Here is a 14,825-nt window from a genome sequence, read left to right on the forward strand (position 1 = left end):
TGCAGACCTTTCGTCATGGCCTCCTACCTTTCTTTCGGGCCTCTCGGCCGAATCTATCAGCGCCCTTCCGTAACGGGCGCTGCTTGCTGACAGCTCTAGTTATATCCAAATTCCACCCGCAATTCCACCTCACCCCCGAACGGTCAACAAAGTGCGATGAACGGTATATCGCATGTGATTCCCCCATGATGCACTTCGGCGCTCTAAAGTACCTTTTCAAAGGTAAACGCTCTTTTTCCTATAAATTATCCCCCATCGCATCTATAAATCCATGATTCAGAATTGCATAGGTAAAACGGTTTTATGTATATAAATGAAGCTAGCCCACGTTTTGGACCGAATTCAATGATATTCAGCTTGCCATCATTCTTATTCACGCATCCTTATCAGTTGAGTGAGAATATAGACCGTTTTTCACAACGCGAAGGGCGTCAGCTCTATGGCTTGTCAGCGTAAGAAGTAGGTAAAGATACCGTTCACGCGATACGTCCGTGCCATAGGTCGACTAAATTGAGACAATAGTGAATAGTGTTAGGCAACCGTCCCCCACGGGGACTGAACGGACAGATGCATATGCCGAGCAAAATCGAAAAAAAGCAAGCCGCTGCAAAGCTGCGTAAGCCGCCGCGCGACTTCTCGTACACGCAGAACCGAGAGCTCAGCTGGCTGCGCTTTGACAACCGTGTGCTTGACGAAGCCTTCGACGAGACCGTTCCGCTGTTCGAGCGGCTAAAGTTCGTGTCGATTTTCGAGTCTAACCTCGATGAGTTTCTCATGGTGCGCGTGGGCGGCCTGTCCGATCTGGCAGAGCTCAAAAAACAGCCTGTCGACAACAAGAGCAATATGACCGCCTCCGAACAGGTCGATGCTGTCATGGCCGAAATGCCCGGGCTCCTTACCCGATGGGAGTCCATCTTTAAGAGCATCGAGGGCAAGCTCGACACCCTGGGCGTTCACCGCGCCCGCATCGATTCGCTTACGCCCGAGGAGCGCACCTTTGTAACCCGTTACTTCCAGGCCTACGTGTCGCCGGTCATCTCACCGCTGGTGATTGACCCGCGCCACCCCTTCCCCAACCTGCGCAACGGCGCACTCTACCTGGCCTGCGGCCTGGACGGCGTCACCGACGAGGAGAGTCTGCTGGGCCTTATCGAGATTCCCACCTCGATGAACCGCGTGGTCGAGATCCCCTCGCCCACCGGCACCTACTCCTACATCTTGCTCGAGGACGTCATCCTCGCCTGCCTGGACAGCTGCTTTGGCTCCTATAAGCCGCTCGACCGCGCGCTCATCCGCGTCACCCGCAACGCCGACATCGACCCGGACGGCGAGGGCGTCGAGGAGGAAGAGGATTACCGTCAGCACATGAAGCGCATCCTCAAGAAACGCTTGCGCCTGCAGCCGGTGGTGCTCGCGGTCTCGGGGTCGCTCGAGAAGGCGACGCTCAAGACCATCCGCAAGGCGCTCGAGCTTTCTCGCCGCTCGGTCTTTACCTGCGATATCCCGCTCGACCTGGGCTACGTCTTCGGCATTGAGGGCAAGATTCCCGAGCATCTACGCAACGAGCTCCTCTTTACGCCGTTTAAGCCGCAGCCCAACCCCACCATCGACATGTCCCGTTCCATCCGCGAGCAGGTGCTGCAGCACGACAAGCTGCTCTTTTACCCTTACGAGGCCATGAATCCGTTCTTGGACCTGGTGCACGAAGCAGCCTACGACCCCGAGTGCATCTCGCTGCGCATCACGCTCTACCGCGTGGCCAAGCAGAGCCGCCTGTGCGAGTCGCTGATCGATGCCGCCGAGAACGGCAAAGAGGTCACGGTGCTCATGGAGCTCCGCGCGCGCTTTGACGAGCAGAACAACATCGAGTGGGCCGAGCGCCTGGAAGAGGCCGGCTGCACCGTCATCTACGGCTCCGAGGGCTTTAAGTGCCACTCCAAGATCTGCCAGCTCACCTATCGCGAGGGCATGGCGCTAACGCGCCTAACGCTGCTGGGCACCGGCAACTTTAACGAGAAGACGGCCAAACTCTACAGCGACTTTATGCTCATGACCGCCCACCCCGGTATCGGCGAGGACGCCAACCTGTTCTTCCGCAACCTGTCGCTGGGCAATCTGCGCGGCGATTACCGCTTCCTGGGCGTGGCGCCGGTCGGTCTCAAGCCGCTCATCATGCGCGGCCTGGACCGCGAGATCCAGCGCGCCCTCGCTGGCGAGCCCGCCCGCGTGTTCTTTAAGCTCAACTCGCTCACCGACCGCGAGGTCATCGACAAGATCGCCGAGGCATCGTGCGCAGGAGTCCGCGTGGACATGATCATCCGCGGCATCTCGTGCCTCAAGCCGGGAGTTCCTGGCAAGACCGAGAACGTGCATGTCCGTTCTATCGTCGGACGCTTTTTGGAGCATGCCCGTGTTTACGCTTTCGGCGTGGACTCGGACATGATTTACCTGAGCTCGGCCGACATGATGACGCGCAACACCGAGCACCGCGTGGAGATCGCCTTCCCCGTGCTCGACCCCACCTGCCGCGCCCTGGTGCACGAGTACATGGGTATGCAGCTGCGCGACAACGTGAAAGCCCGCAGCCTGACAAGTGACGGCACCTGGGTTCCCGTGGAGCGTACAGGGGGTGAGAAACCCTTCAACTCGCAGGAAGCCCTGCTGGAGCGTGCCTACCGCAACGCCGAGGCCGCGCCCGAGCCCGTCATTGAGGCAAAGCCCGCCCCTTCTCCTGAGCCGCAGCCGGCCACGCCCGAGGTTCAGAAGGTCCAGGCGACCGTCATTGAGCCCGAGCCCGCACCTGTACCTCAGCCCGAGCCGCAGGTCACCAAGCCCGCACCCGAGACGAGCGCCCGTCGCGATAAGCCCGCCGGCAAGACCAAGGCCATCGAGCGCCATCGCCCCGGTCGTGTGCGCATGGGCCTGGGCCTGATCGGCCTGGGTCTTAAGACGCTCATTACCGGCAAGACGAAATAGTCGTTTGTAGAAGCAGTTTGTAGAAGCGCCCCGCATTTGAGGAAAGCCTCGGATGCGGGGCGCTTTTCCCTGCTACCATGGTGCGAACAACAACACGAATGACAGGCAGGGATATGAAGCTCACTATAGAATCGATGACCTACGGCGCCGATGGGCTGGCGCACGCCGACAACGGCAAGGCCGTCTTTGTGCAGGGCGCCGTGGCAGGCGACACCGTCGAGGCCGAGGTCGTACAGGACGGCAAGTCGTTCATGCGCGCCCGCACGACCGAGATTCTGGAGCCGAGCCCCGATCGCATTCAGCCCCCCTGCCCCTTCGTTGGCATCTGCGGCGGTTGTTCGTGGGGCAATCTCTCACGCACGGCACAGCTTGCCGCCAAGGAGCAAAACCTGCGCTCCACGCTCGAGCGCATCGGCAAGTTCGCTCCTGAGCAGGTCGATAAGTTGGTACAGCCCATCTGCCACACCAAGGACGACTGGGGCTACCGCAATAAAATCGAGCTCGAACCGACCGTCGTCAACGGTCGCGTGCGCCTTGGCATGCACGGTGTCGACCCCAGCAAAATCGTGACCGTCGATGCGTGCCCGCTGTTCGATAAGCGCTTCCCGAAGGCGCTCAAATCGGTCGTCGGCGCACTCAACTATCTAAGCGGCAGCCATGACTTGGGGCTCGAACGCGTGGGCATTCGCGCATCGCGCCGCACCAAGGCGCTCGAGGTTGCACTCTGGACGCCCACAGGCTCTTTTCCGCGCTCGCAAGTCTCCCGCGTGCTGGCGGACGCCGCTCATCCCACGAGCATCGTGCGTGTGATGAGCAAGGGCGAAAAGAAGGCCCGTCGCGTCTCCAAGGTTGAGATGCTCGCCGGCGAGGGCTCCTGGACCGAGAACATCGCCGATGGCCAGATGCGCTTGTCTGCCCCGTCGTTTTTCCAGGTCAACACCAAGGGTGCCGAAATTTTGATTGAGCTCGTTATGGCGGCGCTCGACCCGCAAGAGCACGAGCTTGCCGTGGACCTGTACTGCGGCGCCGGAACCTTTACCCTGCCGCTCGCCCGCCGCTGCGACTTCGTCGCCGCCGTCGAGGCCTACGGCCCGGCCGTGCGCGACCTGCGCCGTAACCTGGAGATCAACAAGCTTGATAACGTCGACGTCATTGGCGGAGACGCGGTGCGCGAGTTCCCCGACCAGGATGCCGACGTCTTGGTGGTCGACCCGCCGCGCGCAGGCCTCGCCCCCGAGGCGATCGACCTTATCGCCAGCACGAGTGCTCGCGATGTCGCCTACGTGAGCTGCGACCCGGCCACCCTGGCGCGCGATCTCAAACGCTTTGTCGAAGAAGGCACCTTCTCCCCCGTCAAGATCACGCCAGTCGACCTGTTCCCGCAAACCTTCCACTGCGAGACCGTCGTCCACCTTAGGCGCAACTAGTCACTCAATCATTGCTCAGATAAATCATTGAGAAATCGAGCGTGGCAAGCGGAGGTCTTCGGGGTATAAGACGGCTAATTGTATGCCGCCTATGAAAGGAACCCTCATGCCCAGCGTTGCCGTTCTCGCCGCCGATGGCTTTGAAACTATTGAATGCTTGACCATGGTCGATGTCATGCGTCGCGGCGGTGTGCGTGCCACGCTCGTCTCGATTATGCCCACACGTGAGGTCGTAAGCTCGCTGCAGATCCCCGTGACCTGCGATGCGCTCTTTGATGAGATCAACTTTGACGAGTACGACTGCGTCGTGCTGCCCGGCGGCTTGCCCGGTGCCACCAACCTGCGTGCCGATCAGCGCGTCTGCGACGTGGTCTGCGAGTTCGCCGCGACCAAGCACGTTGCCGCCATCTGCGCCGCCCCGTTTATCCTGGGCGAGCTCGACCTACTCGAGGGGCGCCACGCCACGTGCTTCCCTGGCTTTGAGAAAAGCTTCCCCGAAGGCGCCTATACCGGCGAGAAGGTTACGCAAGACGGCAACATCATCACCGCCAGCGGCATGGCCCAGTCGCTCCCCTTTGCGCTTGAGCTGCTGCGCACGCTCGCCGGCGACAAGGCCGTCGAGAAGGTCGCCGAGGGCATTCAGCTATGATTTTGGCTTCGCAATCACCGCGCCGCATCGAGTTGATGCGCGAGGCGGGCTATGACATTCGCGTGATTCCCGCAGATATCGACGAAACGCCTTTTGATGGCGAAGCTCCGCTTACACTCGTCGAGCGCTTGGCGCGTGCCAAAGCCGCCGCCGTTGCCGCCGAGCATGCCGAGCCCAACGAACTGACCGTCGCGGCCGATACTATTGTCACCTTTGACGGCCAAATTTTGGGCAAGCCGGCAGACGGGGACGAGGCGCGCACCATGCTCCGCGAGCTTTCGGGCCGCACGCACCAGGTCGCAACCGGCGTCTGCATCGTTAAAGCCGGCGACGCTACAGCTCCGCATGCCGCCGAGAGCCTGTCGTTTGTCGATGTGACCGACGTGACGTTCTATGAGCTTACCGAAGAGCAGATCGAGCGCTATGTTGCCTCCGGCGAACCCATGGACAAGGCCGGGGCCTACGGCATCCAAGGCACAGGCGGCCGCATGCTTGTGCACGATATTTCGGGTGACTTCTACAACGTGGTGGGCTTGCCCATCGCTCGCGTCGCACGCGCGATTCAAAAACTCTCGTAATTGCATCTGGCGCTGGGTATCCCCCAGCGCCTACAATTTTGCCGTACCGTACGGATCCCGACCGGGCATAAGGCCCGGCGGAAAACCGATAGGAGAACACATGGACACACTGCTCGAAGCCATCGATGTTTGCAATGTCGATGGCTTTTGCTTTGGCAACTATACGGACGAGGAGGCTGGCACCGGCTGCACCGTAATCGTGGCGCCCGAGGGTGCCACCGGTGGCGTTGACGTACGTGGTGGCGCCCCCGCTTCGCGTGAGACCGACCTGCTGCGTCCCGAAAACACCGTCGATAAGGTCCACGCCGTCTGCCTTTCGGGCGGATCGGCCTTTGGCCTCGAGGCTGCAAGCGGCGTGGCCCGCGAACTCGAGAGCCGCGGCATTGGTCTGCCCGTCGGCCCCACGCAGGTGCCCATCGTGTGCTCCAGCTGTATCTTCGACCTTGCCTTTGGCGACCCCACCGTTCGCCCCGACATTGAGGCCGGCATCGCCGCCGTGCGCGAGGCGCTCGACCACACCCCCACCAAGCTCGAACAGGGCAACGTAGGCGCCGGCACGGGCGCTACCGTGGGTAAGCTCATGGGCCCCGCCACCTGCATGAAGGCCGGCCTTGGCGCTGCCGCCGTGGCGCTCGACCCCATCAAGGTGGGCGCCGTGGTCTCGGTCAACGCCTGCGGCAACGTTGTCGACCCCTTCACCGGCGAGTGGGTCGCCGGTATGCGTGCCGCAGCCGATAGCGACCAGATCGTCGACATGGAACTCGCAGCCTTTGCCGCCGCCGGATCCATGCAGATGCCGCTCGACCGCACCAACACCACCATCAGCTGCATCGTCACCAACGTGGAACTCACTAAGGCACAAGCCACCAAGGTCTCTCAGATGGCCGCAGACGCCTACGCACACGCCATCCGTCCCACGCACACCACCAACGATGGCGACACCATCTACACCCTCGCCAGCGGCAAACTGGGCGCCCAGGCAAGCGCCGCCGTTCCCCTAGACCTGCTGGGCATGCTCGCCGTAAGGGCTTTGCAAACCGCCATCGTAAACGGAGCCAAAACCGCCAAAACCTCCCACGGCATCCCCGGCGCCGCGAAGTAAACTAGCTCGTCCGGTTGCCCGGTGGGTCTTGGTTATATTTGCTGCTCTACAGTCCTGGCTCGCACGAAGAGCACATTAAATGCTCTTCGGCTCGTGCGGAACTCGCGACAAACATAACCAAGACCCACCGGGCAACCTACCAACCAAAATCTTTTCAGCTCAGACCCCTGTGTACCGCGCGTCTAAGATCTTCAAATTCAAATAACCTGACAATCGATTCTTATAGCAGAGGCCCCTTGGCCTTTAGTTTGCTACAAGTTCCGCACGAGCCGGAAAGCACTTAATGTGCTTTCCGTGCGAGCAGGACTGTTCGCAGTAGCAAACTAAAGGCCAAGGGGCCCAGTCAACCTATCAGCAGCGATTACTCAGCAGCTAGTTGAATTTGAAGATCTTTGAGGCAAGACGGTATAGGCCGAGTGTGGTTTTGTCTCCGGCGCGACCGCGGAGGTTGGTGAAGAAGCCGACCACGCCGTAGCGAGCACGACGATACATGCGCTCATCGTAGGCCTTCAGGTCCGCCCACAGCGTCTTCAGGCGCTCGTCGGCGCAATCCTCGTCGGAAAGCTTGGTGAGCACCGAGCAGATCGCCATCATCATAGTGAAATAACCCATCATGTACGAGCGCAGACGCGACGACTCAACATCGCTGTACAGGTGGAACGACTCCATCATGATGCGCGTCACACGGAACTGCTGGTCCAGGCGCTTGACCATCGTGGCCTCGTTGACGCTCTGGCCCTCGCGACCGATAAAGTAGCGATAGAGGTCGATGTCGGCGTAGTACATGGTCTTGCAACGCGGCAGCGGCACGTAGGCGTAGATGTTGTCCACATAGAACGTGTGCGGCGGCATGGGCAGGTTGGACTCGCGCAGCACATCCGTGCGATAGCACAGGCTGTGCATGAGCAGATTCTGGTCCAAACGGAAATGGCCGATCTGGTCCCAGGTAAAGATCTTTTTTCGAGGCAGGGCAAACTTGTAACCAATGGCCGTATGCGTACCCTCGTAAACCTTCTCGTACACGTAGTTCGAGATAAACAGGTCAACGCGCTGGTCGCGCTCTTCAAAGCCGCGCAGAATCGACAGCATGGTCGAAAGGGCAGCGCCGTCAAGCCAGTCGTCCGAGTCGACGACCTTGTAGTAGGTGCCCTGCGCCTCGCGCAGACCCGAAAGGACGGCAATACCGTGGCCGCCATTCTCCTGGTGCACCGCGCGGATGATTCCAGGATAACGGGCCTCCCACTCGTCGGCCTTGGCGGCCGTCTCGTCCTTGGAGCCGTCGTCCACCACGATAATCTCGATATCGGTGGCGTAATTGCTCCCCTCCAAGATGGAGGTGATGCAATGGTCCATGTCCTTGGCGGCGTTATACGAGGGAATACCGAATGTTATGACTTTATGCATGGCAGGCGATAATCTCATCCGAAAGATCGAGGGCGGAATTGGTCACGGCATCCATATCGTAGTAACGATACTCGGCCAGACGACCCACCGGGTGGAAGTTTGTCAGGTTCTGGACGCGCTCAAGATAGCGCTCATAGAGCTCACGGTTCTCGGGCTCAAGAATGGCGTAATACGGCGTCTCGCCCGAGCCGGGCGTATAGGCCTTGGAGTACTCCTTCATGATGGTGGTCTTGCCGGGCAGGACCTGACCAGTCATGTTCTTGAACTCGGTAATGCGGGTGTAGTCCTCGCTCGTGGTGTAGTTGACGGTGCCCACGGGCTGGAACTGATCCATATCGAGCGTCTCGAACTTCATGTCGAGCGTGCGGTACGGCAGCGCGCCCAGGTCGAGGTTGAACAGCTCATCGAGCGGACCGGTATAGACGATCTCGCCGCCGTAGACCTTGCCGTCGACCTTGACGGTGGTCTCGTCGATCTCGAAGAGATCGCGAGCATCCACGTCGCAGAACACATCAATCAGGTCGTGGTCGAGCATGTGCTCAAACAGCGCCGTGTAGCCATCCTGCGGCATACCCTGGAAGGGGGCCTGCGGGAAGTAGCGGTCATCGTCGCCCACAAAGACGGGAACGCGGCCGGTGATCGAGGGATCGATCTGGTCGGGCGTCTGGCCCCACTGCTTCATGGTGTAATGCAAAAAGACGTTCTCGTAGACGTAATCGGCGACCTCGGCCAAGTCGGGGTCGTTCTTCTTACGCAGCTCCATGATGGGCACTTTGACATCCTTGCCAAAGGTCTCCACGAGCTTCTGATACAGCTCCTCGCCGCGCTCATCACCAAAGGCGAGCTTGAGACTCGCATGGTTGAAGGGCACGGGCATAAGGGTACCGTTGATGTTGGCGAGCACCTTGTGCTGATAATCCGTCCACTTGGTAAAGCGCGACAGGAAATTATGCACGCGCTCGTTAAAGGTGTGATAGATATGCGGACCGTACTCGTGGATCAGGATTCCGGCCTCGTCAGTGCAGTCATAGGCATTGCCCGCAATGTGGCTACGGCGCTCCAAAACGGCAACACGATAGCCGATGGTCTCGGCAAGACGGCGGGCGCAAACGGCACCGGCATATCCAGCACCGACGACAATCATGTCGTACGCGCCGGCGTTAAAGCCTTCAGGCAGGCCTGAGGTAATCTGCATCGATACTCCTTGTCAAAAGCCACGGGCTCGTTAGCTGGGCTTTTCTCGAACATTCTTCGAGACATATTTATCAGATCGATTATAGCGCTAATGCGTCCTATAATGAGCTTGCCACACAAGGAAAGCTCAAGCACCGCGGCGTACAAATTTGAAAGGTAAACCCGCTAGCAGCGGGTTTATTCGTGAACAGCCGGGCGCCTGGAGCTTAGTGAAACGCTTGTAAGGAGTAACATGAGCGATTTCCTGAACCGTATGAAGTCTGCCGCCAAGGCCGACCTTAAGACGATCGTCCTGCCCGAGGGCGAGGATCCGCGCACCATCGTCGCGGCCACCAAGATCATCGAGGAGGGCCTGGCAAAACTCGTCATCCTGGGCAACCCCGATGAGATCAACGTTCCCGGCGCCACCGTCATCGATCCGCGCAATGCCGAGAAGCACGAGGAGTACGCGCAGAAGTTTGCCGAGCTCCGCGCCAAGAAGGGCGTCACCATCGAGCAGGCTCGCGCCCAGGTGATGGACGCCACCTACTTTGGCACCATGATGGTCAAGATGGGTGACGCCGACGGCCTGGTCTCCGGCGCCTGCCACTCCACCGCCGACACCCTGCGCCCCGCGCTGCAGATCCTTAAGACCGCCCCGGGTACCAAGCTGGTCTCGGCCTTCTTCGTGATGTGCACCGACACCCCGCAGTTCGGCACCGACGGTACGCTGATCTTCGCCGACTGCGGCCTCAACATCAACCCGTCCTCCGACGAGCTATCCGAGATCGCCATCGCCTCCGCTCACTCCTGGTCCACCTTTATGGGCAGCGTCGAGCCGCACGTGGCCATGCTCTCCTACTCCACCATGGGCTCCGCTGGCGGCGAGGTCGCCAAGAAGGTCCAAGAGGCCGTGAAGTTCTGCAAGGAGAAGGCACCCGAGCTCGCCATCGACGGCGACCTGCAGCTCGATGCCGCTATCGTCCCCACCGTCGCCCAGCTCAAGGCTCCCGGCTCCTCTGTCGCCGGCAAGGCCAACGTGCTCGTGTTCCCCGACCTCGAGGCCGGCAACATCGGCTACAAGCTGGTCCAGCGCTTCGCCGGCGCCGACGCCTACGGCCCCATCCTGCAGGGCATCGCCAAGCCGGTCAACGACCTGTCGCGCGGCTGCTCTGCCGACGACATCGTGGGTGTCGTGGCCATCACCGCCGTCCAGGCTCAGATGGCTGAGTAGCGGACGTATCCCCTCGGGACCCTACAGGGTAAAGCTCTGAAAACGTCCTCGGACATGTCGGAAGCCCCCGCTGTGCACTACGTGCGGCGGGGGCTTCCTCCGTCCTGCGGAATGTTTCAGAGCTTTACCCTGTAGGGTCCCTGCCGCTACGTGGCAGCTAAGGAATCTGGAGTGGACGGCGGCTTGGCTACGAGCTGGGGCTGAGGATCTGAATGAATGGGTCCCGTTGTTGAGAGCACATGCGTTTGGGATCGATCACTTTGGATCCGAAAGGCGGAGTGCGGCCGCCGTCCCCCTGACAACAAAAAGGCCTCCGAAGCCGTTTGCTCTGGAGGCCTTTCGTTTAATTGCAAATGAGCGCTAGTTGTTCTTGGTCAGACGCTCAACGTCGTGGGCGATCATGTATTCCTCGTCGGTGGGGATGACCATGACCGTGACGGCGGAACCGGCGGCGCTGATGACCTGCGGGCCGTTACCCACGGCCTCGCGGTTCTTGTTGTTGTCGATGCGCACGCCCAGCCACTCGAAGCAGTCGCAGAAAGCCTTGCGGATCGACCAGTCGTTCTCGCCAATGCCGGCGGTAAAGGTAATGGTGTCCACGCCCGCCATTGAAGCGATCATGGAGCCGGCCTGCTGCATGGCCTTGTAGGCGAACATATCGAAGGCAAGCAGGCAGCGCTCGTCGCCCTCGGAGGCGCGCGTACGGATGTCGCGGGCGTCGTTGGAGATGCCCGAAATGGCAAGCAGACCAGACTGCTTGTTCATCATGTCATCGACTTCCTGGTAGCTGTAGCCGCCCTCGCGCTGCAGGTAGCACACGGTAGCCGGGTCTATGGAACCACAACGGGTGCCCATCATCAGGCCGTCGAGCGGAGTTAAGCCCATCGTGGTGTCGCGGCAGACGCCGTCCTCAATGGCGGCGAGCGAAGCGCCGTTGCCCAGATGACACGAAAGCAGACGGTGGCAGCGCGAACCCAGGATCTCCTTGGCCATCATCCACTCATAGCGGTGGCTTGTGCCGTGGGCGCCGTACTTGCGCACGTGATACTTGTCACGCACGTCCTTGGGCAGGGCGTAGGTGTAGGCGACCTCGGGCATAGTCATGTGGAACGAGGTGTCGAAGACGGCCACGTTGGGCAGCTCCGGATACTTCTCGCGACAATACTCGATTGCCGCTGCCTCGCCGTAGTTGTGTAGCGGGGCAAGCGGTGCCACCTCGAGGATCTTAGCCATGACCTCATCGTCGACGACCGCGGAATCATCGAAGTACCAGCCACCCTGAACGATACGGTGGCCGATGCCATCGATCGTAAAGTCGGTCTTCTCGAGCTCTTCGAGCACGCGTGCGATAGCCGAACGGTGATCCGGGAAGGGGGCCTCCTCGGTTTGCTTGGCGCCACCGTTCTCGGAGTGGCCAAAGATGCCCACGTCCGAACCGATACGTTCGCAGTTGCCCTTGGCGAAAACCTCGCGGGTATCGGTATCCAAAAGCTGATATTTAAGGCTTGAGCTACCGGCGTTGACAACAAGTACGTTCATGAGACTCCTTTGCAGTGCGATACGGTCGGCGCAGACCCCTTAAGGCGGCCGCATGTTAATAAGAAGTTATCACAACTTAATAAATAACTATCAGGCATATCGCCCAACGAGCACAAAAGAGGGGCCGAACGGCGCTCGGTCGTCCAGCCCCTCCCCTTTTGCAATTACTTGCCGTTGACGATGCGCTCGACGTCGGAAGCGATCATGAACTCCTCGTCCGTGGGGATAACAAAAATCTTAACCTTGGAATCCTTGGCAGACAGGCACCATGCGCCGTCACCACGCAGGGCGTTGCGGGCATGATCCATCTTGACGCCCATAAAGGCCAGGCGGTCGGCCACGCCGGCGCGGACGGCAGGAGCGTGCTCACCGATGCCGGCAGTGAAGACCAGGGTGTCCATACCGCACATGGAGGTGGCCATCTCGGCAGCCTTGGCGGCAATCTTGTAGACGAACATATCGAAGGCAAGCTGGGCCTCGGGGTCACCGGCGGCGGCGAGCTCCTCGACGTTGCGGCAGTCGTTGGTCTTGCCGCCGGTCACAGCCAAAAGGCCGGACTTCTTGTTCATCATCTCGTCGACCTCGTCGAAGGTGTAGCCGCCCTCGCGCTGCAGGTAGCACACGGTAGCCGGGTCGATGGAGCCGCAGCGGGTGCCCATCATGACGCCGTCGAGCGGCGTCAAGCCCATGGTGGTGTCCATGCACTTGCCGTCCTCGATAGCACACAGGGAAGCGCCGGAGCCGATATGGCACACGACGACCTTGCGGGCCCCGCCGTTGGTCATCTCGGCGACCTTCTTGGAGATGTAGCGGTAGCTGGTGCCGTGGGCGCCGTACTTACGGATGTGCAGCTTGTCGCAAACATCCTTGGGCAGAGCGTAAGTCTTGGCAACCTCGGGCATGTTGAAGTGGAAAGCGGTGTCATAGACCGTGACGTTGGGCAGGTCGGGATACTGCTCGAGGCAGTACTCGATAACGTTGGCCTCGGGGTTATTGTGCAGCGGGGCGAGCGGAGCGACCTCGCGGATCTTGGCGAGGACGTCCTCGTCGACGAGGGAGGAATCACCGAAGTACCAACCGCCCTGAACGATACGGTGGCCGATACCCTCGATCTTGACGCCGTTGGCCTCGAGGTCCTTCAGGACGACCTCGATGGCGACCTTGTGGTCGGGGAACTCGATGTTCTCGGTCACCTTCTTGGAGCCGTTGGCAGCGTGGGTGAAGGTACCGCCGGTAAAGCAGACGCGCTCGCAGGAGCCCTTTGCGGACACCTTGTGGGACTTGGTATCGATGACCTGATACTTAAGGGTCGAAGATCCTGCGTTGACGACCAGAACGTTCATGTGTCTCCCTACTAACAGGCGGTGTGGCGCCGCCAGGTTACATACGCTTCAATAATAAACCCAAACGCCCTCGCGCTCGGGTTTATTGCGTTGATATATAAGTTATCGGTGCCCAAATACTCATGACCTTTGGCGTGTAAGACGAAATAGCGCGGGGATATACACAAGGGAAGAAATCCCGAGCGCGACAAGCAATACGACTCGAATGCCCGCAACGCTACTCAACACAGCGTTGAGCAGATAGAAAAGAACGGCACCCACCGCCACCATCTGGCTTTGAACCGAAATCAGTGAACAGCGCATCGAAGAATCGGCTGCCTTTTGAAAAATTGAGTATTTAATTGGAGCAAATAACGAGTACGCAACCGTCTGCAGCACATAGAACACGGGCAGCAAATTAGCCGGAGTAAGGGGAATCAAAAACAAAGCTGTCAGGAAAAGGCGCACGATGCCGCAAATACGCGCAAAGCGGCCCTTGTCGACATGAGCAATCGCACAGGGCACAATAAGTCCCATGGAGGCCGAGGCAAGGAGCTGGACCGCAATGGTCACACCCGAAGCGACGGCATTCATTCCGCGACCCGCAAGCAGCAGTGAGAAAAAGTCTTCCAGGGCGACAAAAGCAAATGCCTGAGAACAGTCCATGATGAACGCTGAACGAAGAATGCCATTACCCGCAATAGCGGTACCGATCATCTTCGGGCTCATTCCACGCTCAGGTGTCGCCGCAGTGCCCCCTCTTCGCATTTCAGGAATGCAGACAACGACAACCAACGTCAACACCATTGCGATGATATCTGCCGAAAGACCAATGAGATATGCACCGACGGACGAAATGAAACCGCCCACGCAAGCGGAGATGGCATAAGAGGCATAGAAAACAAATCGCTCAACGACATTAAGTCTTACGAGCTGGTCCTGAGAGACGCTGTCAATGTAAATCGCTTCGATGGATCCGCTCACACACGCAACGGCAAAACCCTTGAGAGCGAACGCACCGATTAAAAGCAGGGGAGAACGGACGAGAAGCAGGGCGGCGTAGTATCCAAGCATTCCCACGACGCCAACGAGACCGCTTGTCTTTCGTCCAAACCTATCAGCAATATAGCCAGTGGGAACTTCAAGGATGAACTTGCTCACTTGATATGCAATCATCATGCTAGAAATCGATACCATCGAAAGTCCGACGAACTCAAGGTAGACAGTTAGAAAATACAAGATGGTGCTGAAGTTCGACAGAAAAACGAACGTCATATAAAGCAAGACCGTACGGTTTTTCATGCTCCACCCTCCAAGAGTCAGCAATCTAAATCGGAATCTTGGAAAAGCATGAGGGCAAAGCTGTCAGCTATGTGTTACAAGGCGTCAATAATCACTTGATGCCTCGAAGCCAATTAATC

Annotated in this window: 11 protein-coding genes; 6 read left to right on the forward strand and 5 right to left on the reverse strand. The window is 59.4% G+C overall.

Annotated elements, in window-relative coordinates:
- Positions 1-573: 573 nt before the first annotated feature.
- The 5 genes from ppk1 to DXD39_RS08590 all read left to right on the forward strand — a co-directional run bounded on the left by ppk1 (position 574) and on the right by DXD39_RS08590 (position 6,732).
- Entirely contained in the window at positions 574-2,976 is a 2,403-nt protein-coding gene (ppk1, locus tag DXD39_RS08570; RefSeq protein ID WP_233541155.1) for a polyphosphate kinase 1, read from the forward strand.
- A gap of 98 nt (positions 2,977-3,074) precedes the next feature.
- Positions 3,075-4,403, forward strand: coding sequence for a 23S rRNA (uracil(1939)-C(5))-methyltransferase RlmD (gene rlmD / locus DXD39_RS08575; protein WP_117803819.1), 1,329 nt, complete (start codon positions 3,075-3,077; stop codon positions 4,401-4,403).
- 106 nt (positions 4,404-4,509) lie between these two features.
- Positions 4,510-5,052 carry a DJ-1 family glyoxalase III gene (locus DXD39_RS08580; RefSeq protein ID WP_055287259.1) on the forward strand — a complete coding sequence of 181 codons (543 nt, stop codon included), beginning with the start codon at positions 4,510-4,512 and terminating at the stop codon, positions 5,050-5,052.
- Positions 5,049-5,630 carry a nucleoside triphosphate pyrophosphatase gene (locus DXD39_RS08585; RefSeq protein WP_117564381.1) on the forward strand — a complete coding sequence of 194 codons (582 nt, stop codon included), beginning with the start codon at positions 5,049-5,051 and terminating at the stop codon, positions 5,628-5,630. Before DXD39_RS08580 ends, DXD39_RS08585 begins: the two co-directional genes overlap by 4 nt.
- 100 nt (positions 5,631-5,730) lie before the next feature.
- Positions 5,731-6,732 (forward strand): P1 family peptidase, encoded by a 1,002-nt coding sequence (locus DXD39_RS08590; RefSeq protein WP_117803820.1) that lies wholly within the window; start codon positions 5,731-5,733, stop codon positions 6,730-6,732.
- 372 nt (positions 6,733-7,104) lie between these two features.
- Here the strand turns inward: DXD39_RS08590 and DXD39_RS08595 are convergent, their stop codons facing one another.
- Entirely contained in the window at positions 7,105-8,136 is a 1,032-nt protein-coding gene (locus DXD39_RS08595; RefSeq protein ID WP_117803821.1) for a glycosyltransferase family 2 protein, read from the reverse strand.
- Positions 8,129-9,331 carry a UDP-galactopyranose mutase gene (gene glf, locus DXD39_RS08600; RefSeq protein ID WP_117583930.1) on the reverse strand — a complete coding sequence of 401 codons (1,203 nt, stop codon included), beginning with the start codon at positions 9,329-9,331 and terminating at the stop codon, positions 8,129-8,131. The genes DXD39_RS08595 and glf overlap by 8 nt, the downstream gene beginning before the upstream one ends.
- A 231-nt stretch (positions 9,332-9,562) precedes the next feature.
- On the opposite strand from glf, the gene pta reads away from it, so the two are divergent.
- Positions 9,563-10,543: a phosphate acetyltransferase gene (gene pta / locus DXD39_RS08605; RefSeq protein WP_117564385.1), complete on the forward strand. Its 981-nt coding sequence runs from the start codon at positions 9,563-9,565 to the stop codon at positions 10,541-10,543.
- 360 nt (positions 10,544-10,903) lie between these two features.
- On the opposite strand, the gene DXD39_RS08610 is transcribed toward pta, so the two are convergent.
- The 3 genes from DXD39_RS08610 to DXD39_RS08620 all read right to left on the reverse strand — a co-directional run bounded on the left by DXD39_RS08610 (position 10,904) and on the right by DXD39_RS08620 (position 14,706).
- Entirely contained in the window at positions 10,904-12,082 is a 1,179-nt protein-coding gene (locus tag DXD39_RS08610; protein WP_117803822.1) for an acetate/propionate family kinase, read from the reverse strand.
- Positions 12,083-12,246: 164 nt separating this feature from the next.
- Positions 12,247-13,425, reverse strand: a complete 1,179-nt coding sequence (locus DXD39_RS08615; protein ID WP_117583927.1) for an acetate/propionate family kinase — start codon at positions 13,423-13,425, stop codon at positions 12,247-12,249.
- Between the two features lie 120 nt (positions 13,426-13,545).
- Positions 13,546-14,706 (reverse strand): MFS transporter, encoded by a 1,161-nt coding sequence (locus tag DXD39_RS08620; protein ID WP_117735756.1) that lies wholly within the window; start codon positions 14,704-14,706, stop codon positions 13,546-13,548.
- Positions 14,707-14,825 lie beyond the last annotated feature (119 nt).

Source organism: Collinsella sp. TM04-29 (genome assembly GCF_003466565.1).
GTDB lineage: Bacteria > Actinomycetota > Coriobacteriia > Coriobacteriales > Coriobacteriaceae > Collinsella.

Coding starts and splice junctions, on each gene's coding strand:
- pta (WP_117564385.1), top strand. CDS start 9,563: ATGAGCGATTTCCTGAACCGTATGAAGTCTGCCGCCAAGGCCGACCTT.
- DXD39_RS08595 (WP_117803821.1), bottom strand. CDS start 8,136: ATGCATAAAGTCATAACATTCGGTATTCCCTCGTATAACGCCGCCAAG.
- DXD39_RS08610 (WP_117803822.1), bottom strand. CDS start 12,082: ATGAACGTACTTGTTGTCAACGCCGGTAGCTCAAGCCTTAAATATCAG.
- DXD39_RS08585 (WP_117564381.1), top strand. CDS start 5,049: ATGATTTTGGCTTCGCAATCACCGCGCCGCATCGAGTTGATGCGCGAG.
- DXD39_RS08590 (WP_117803820.1), top strand. CDS start 5,731: ATGGACACACTGCTCGAAGCCATCGATGTTTGCAATGTCGATGGCTTT.
- DXD39_RS08620 (WP_117735756.1), bottom strand. CDS start 14,706: ATGAAAAACCGTACGGTCTTGCTTTATATGACGTTCGTTTTTCTGTCG.
- DXD39_RS08615 (WP_117583927.1), bottom strand. CDS start 13,425: ATGAACGTTCTGGTCGTCAACGCAGGATCTTCGACCCTTAAGTATCAG.
- ppk1 (WP_233541155.1), top strand. CDS start 574: ATGCCGAGCAAAATCGAAAAAAAGCAAGCCGCTGCAAAGCTGCGTAAG.
- rlmD (WP_117803819.1), top strand. CDS start 3,075: ATGACAGGCAGGGATATGAAGCTCACTATAGAATCGATGACCTACGGC.
- glf (WP_117583930.1), bottom strand. CDS start 9,331: ATGCAGATTACCTCAGGCCTGCCTGAAGGCTTTAACGCCGGCGCGTAC.
- DXD39_RS08580 (WP_055287259.1), top strand. CDS start 4,510: ATGCCCAGCGTTGCCGTTCTCGCCGCCGATGGCTTTGAAACTATTGAA.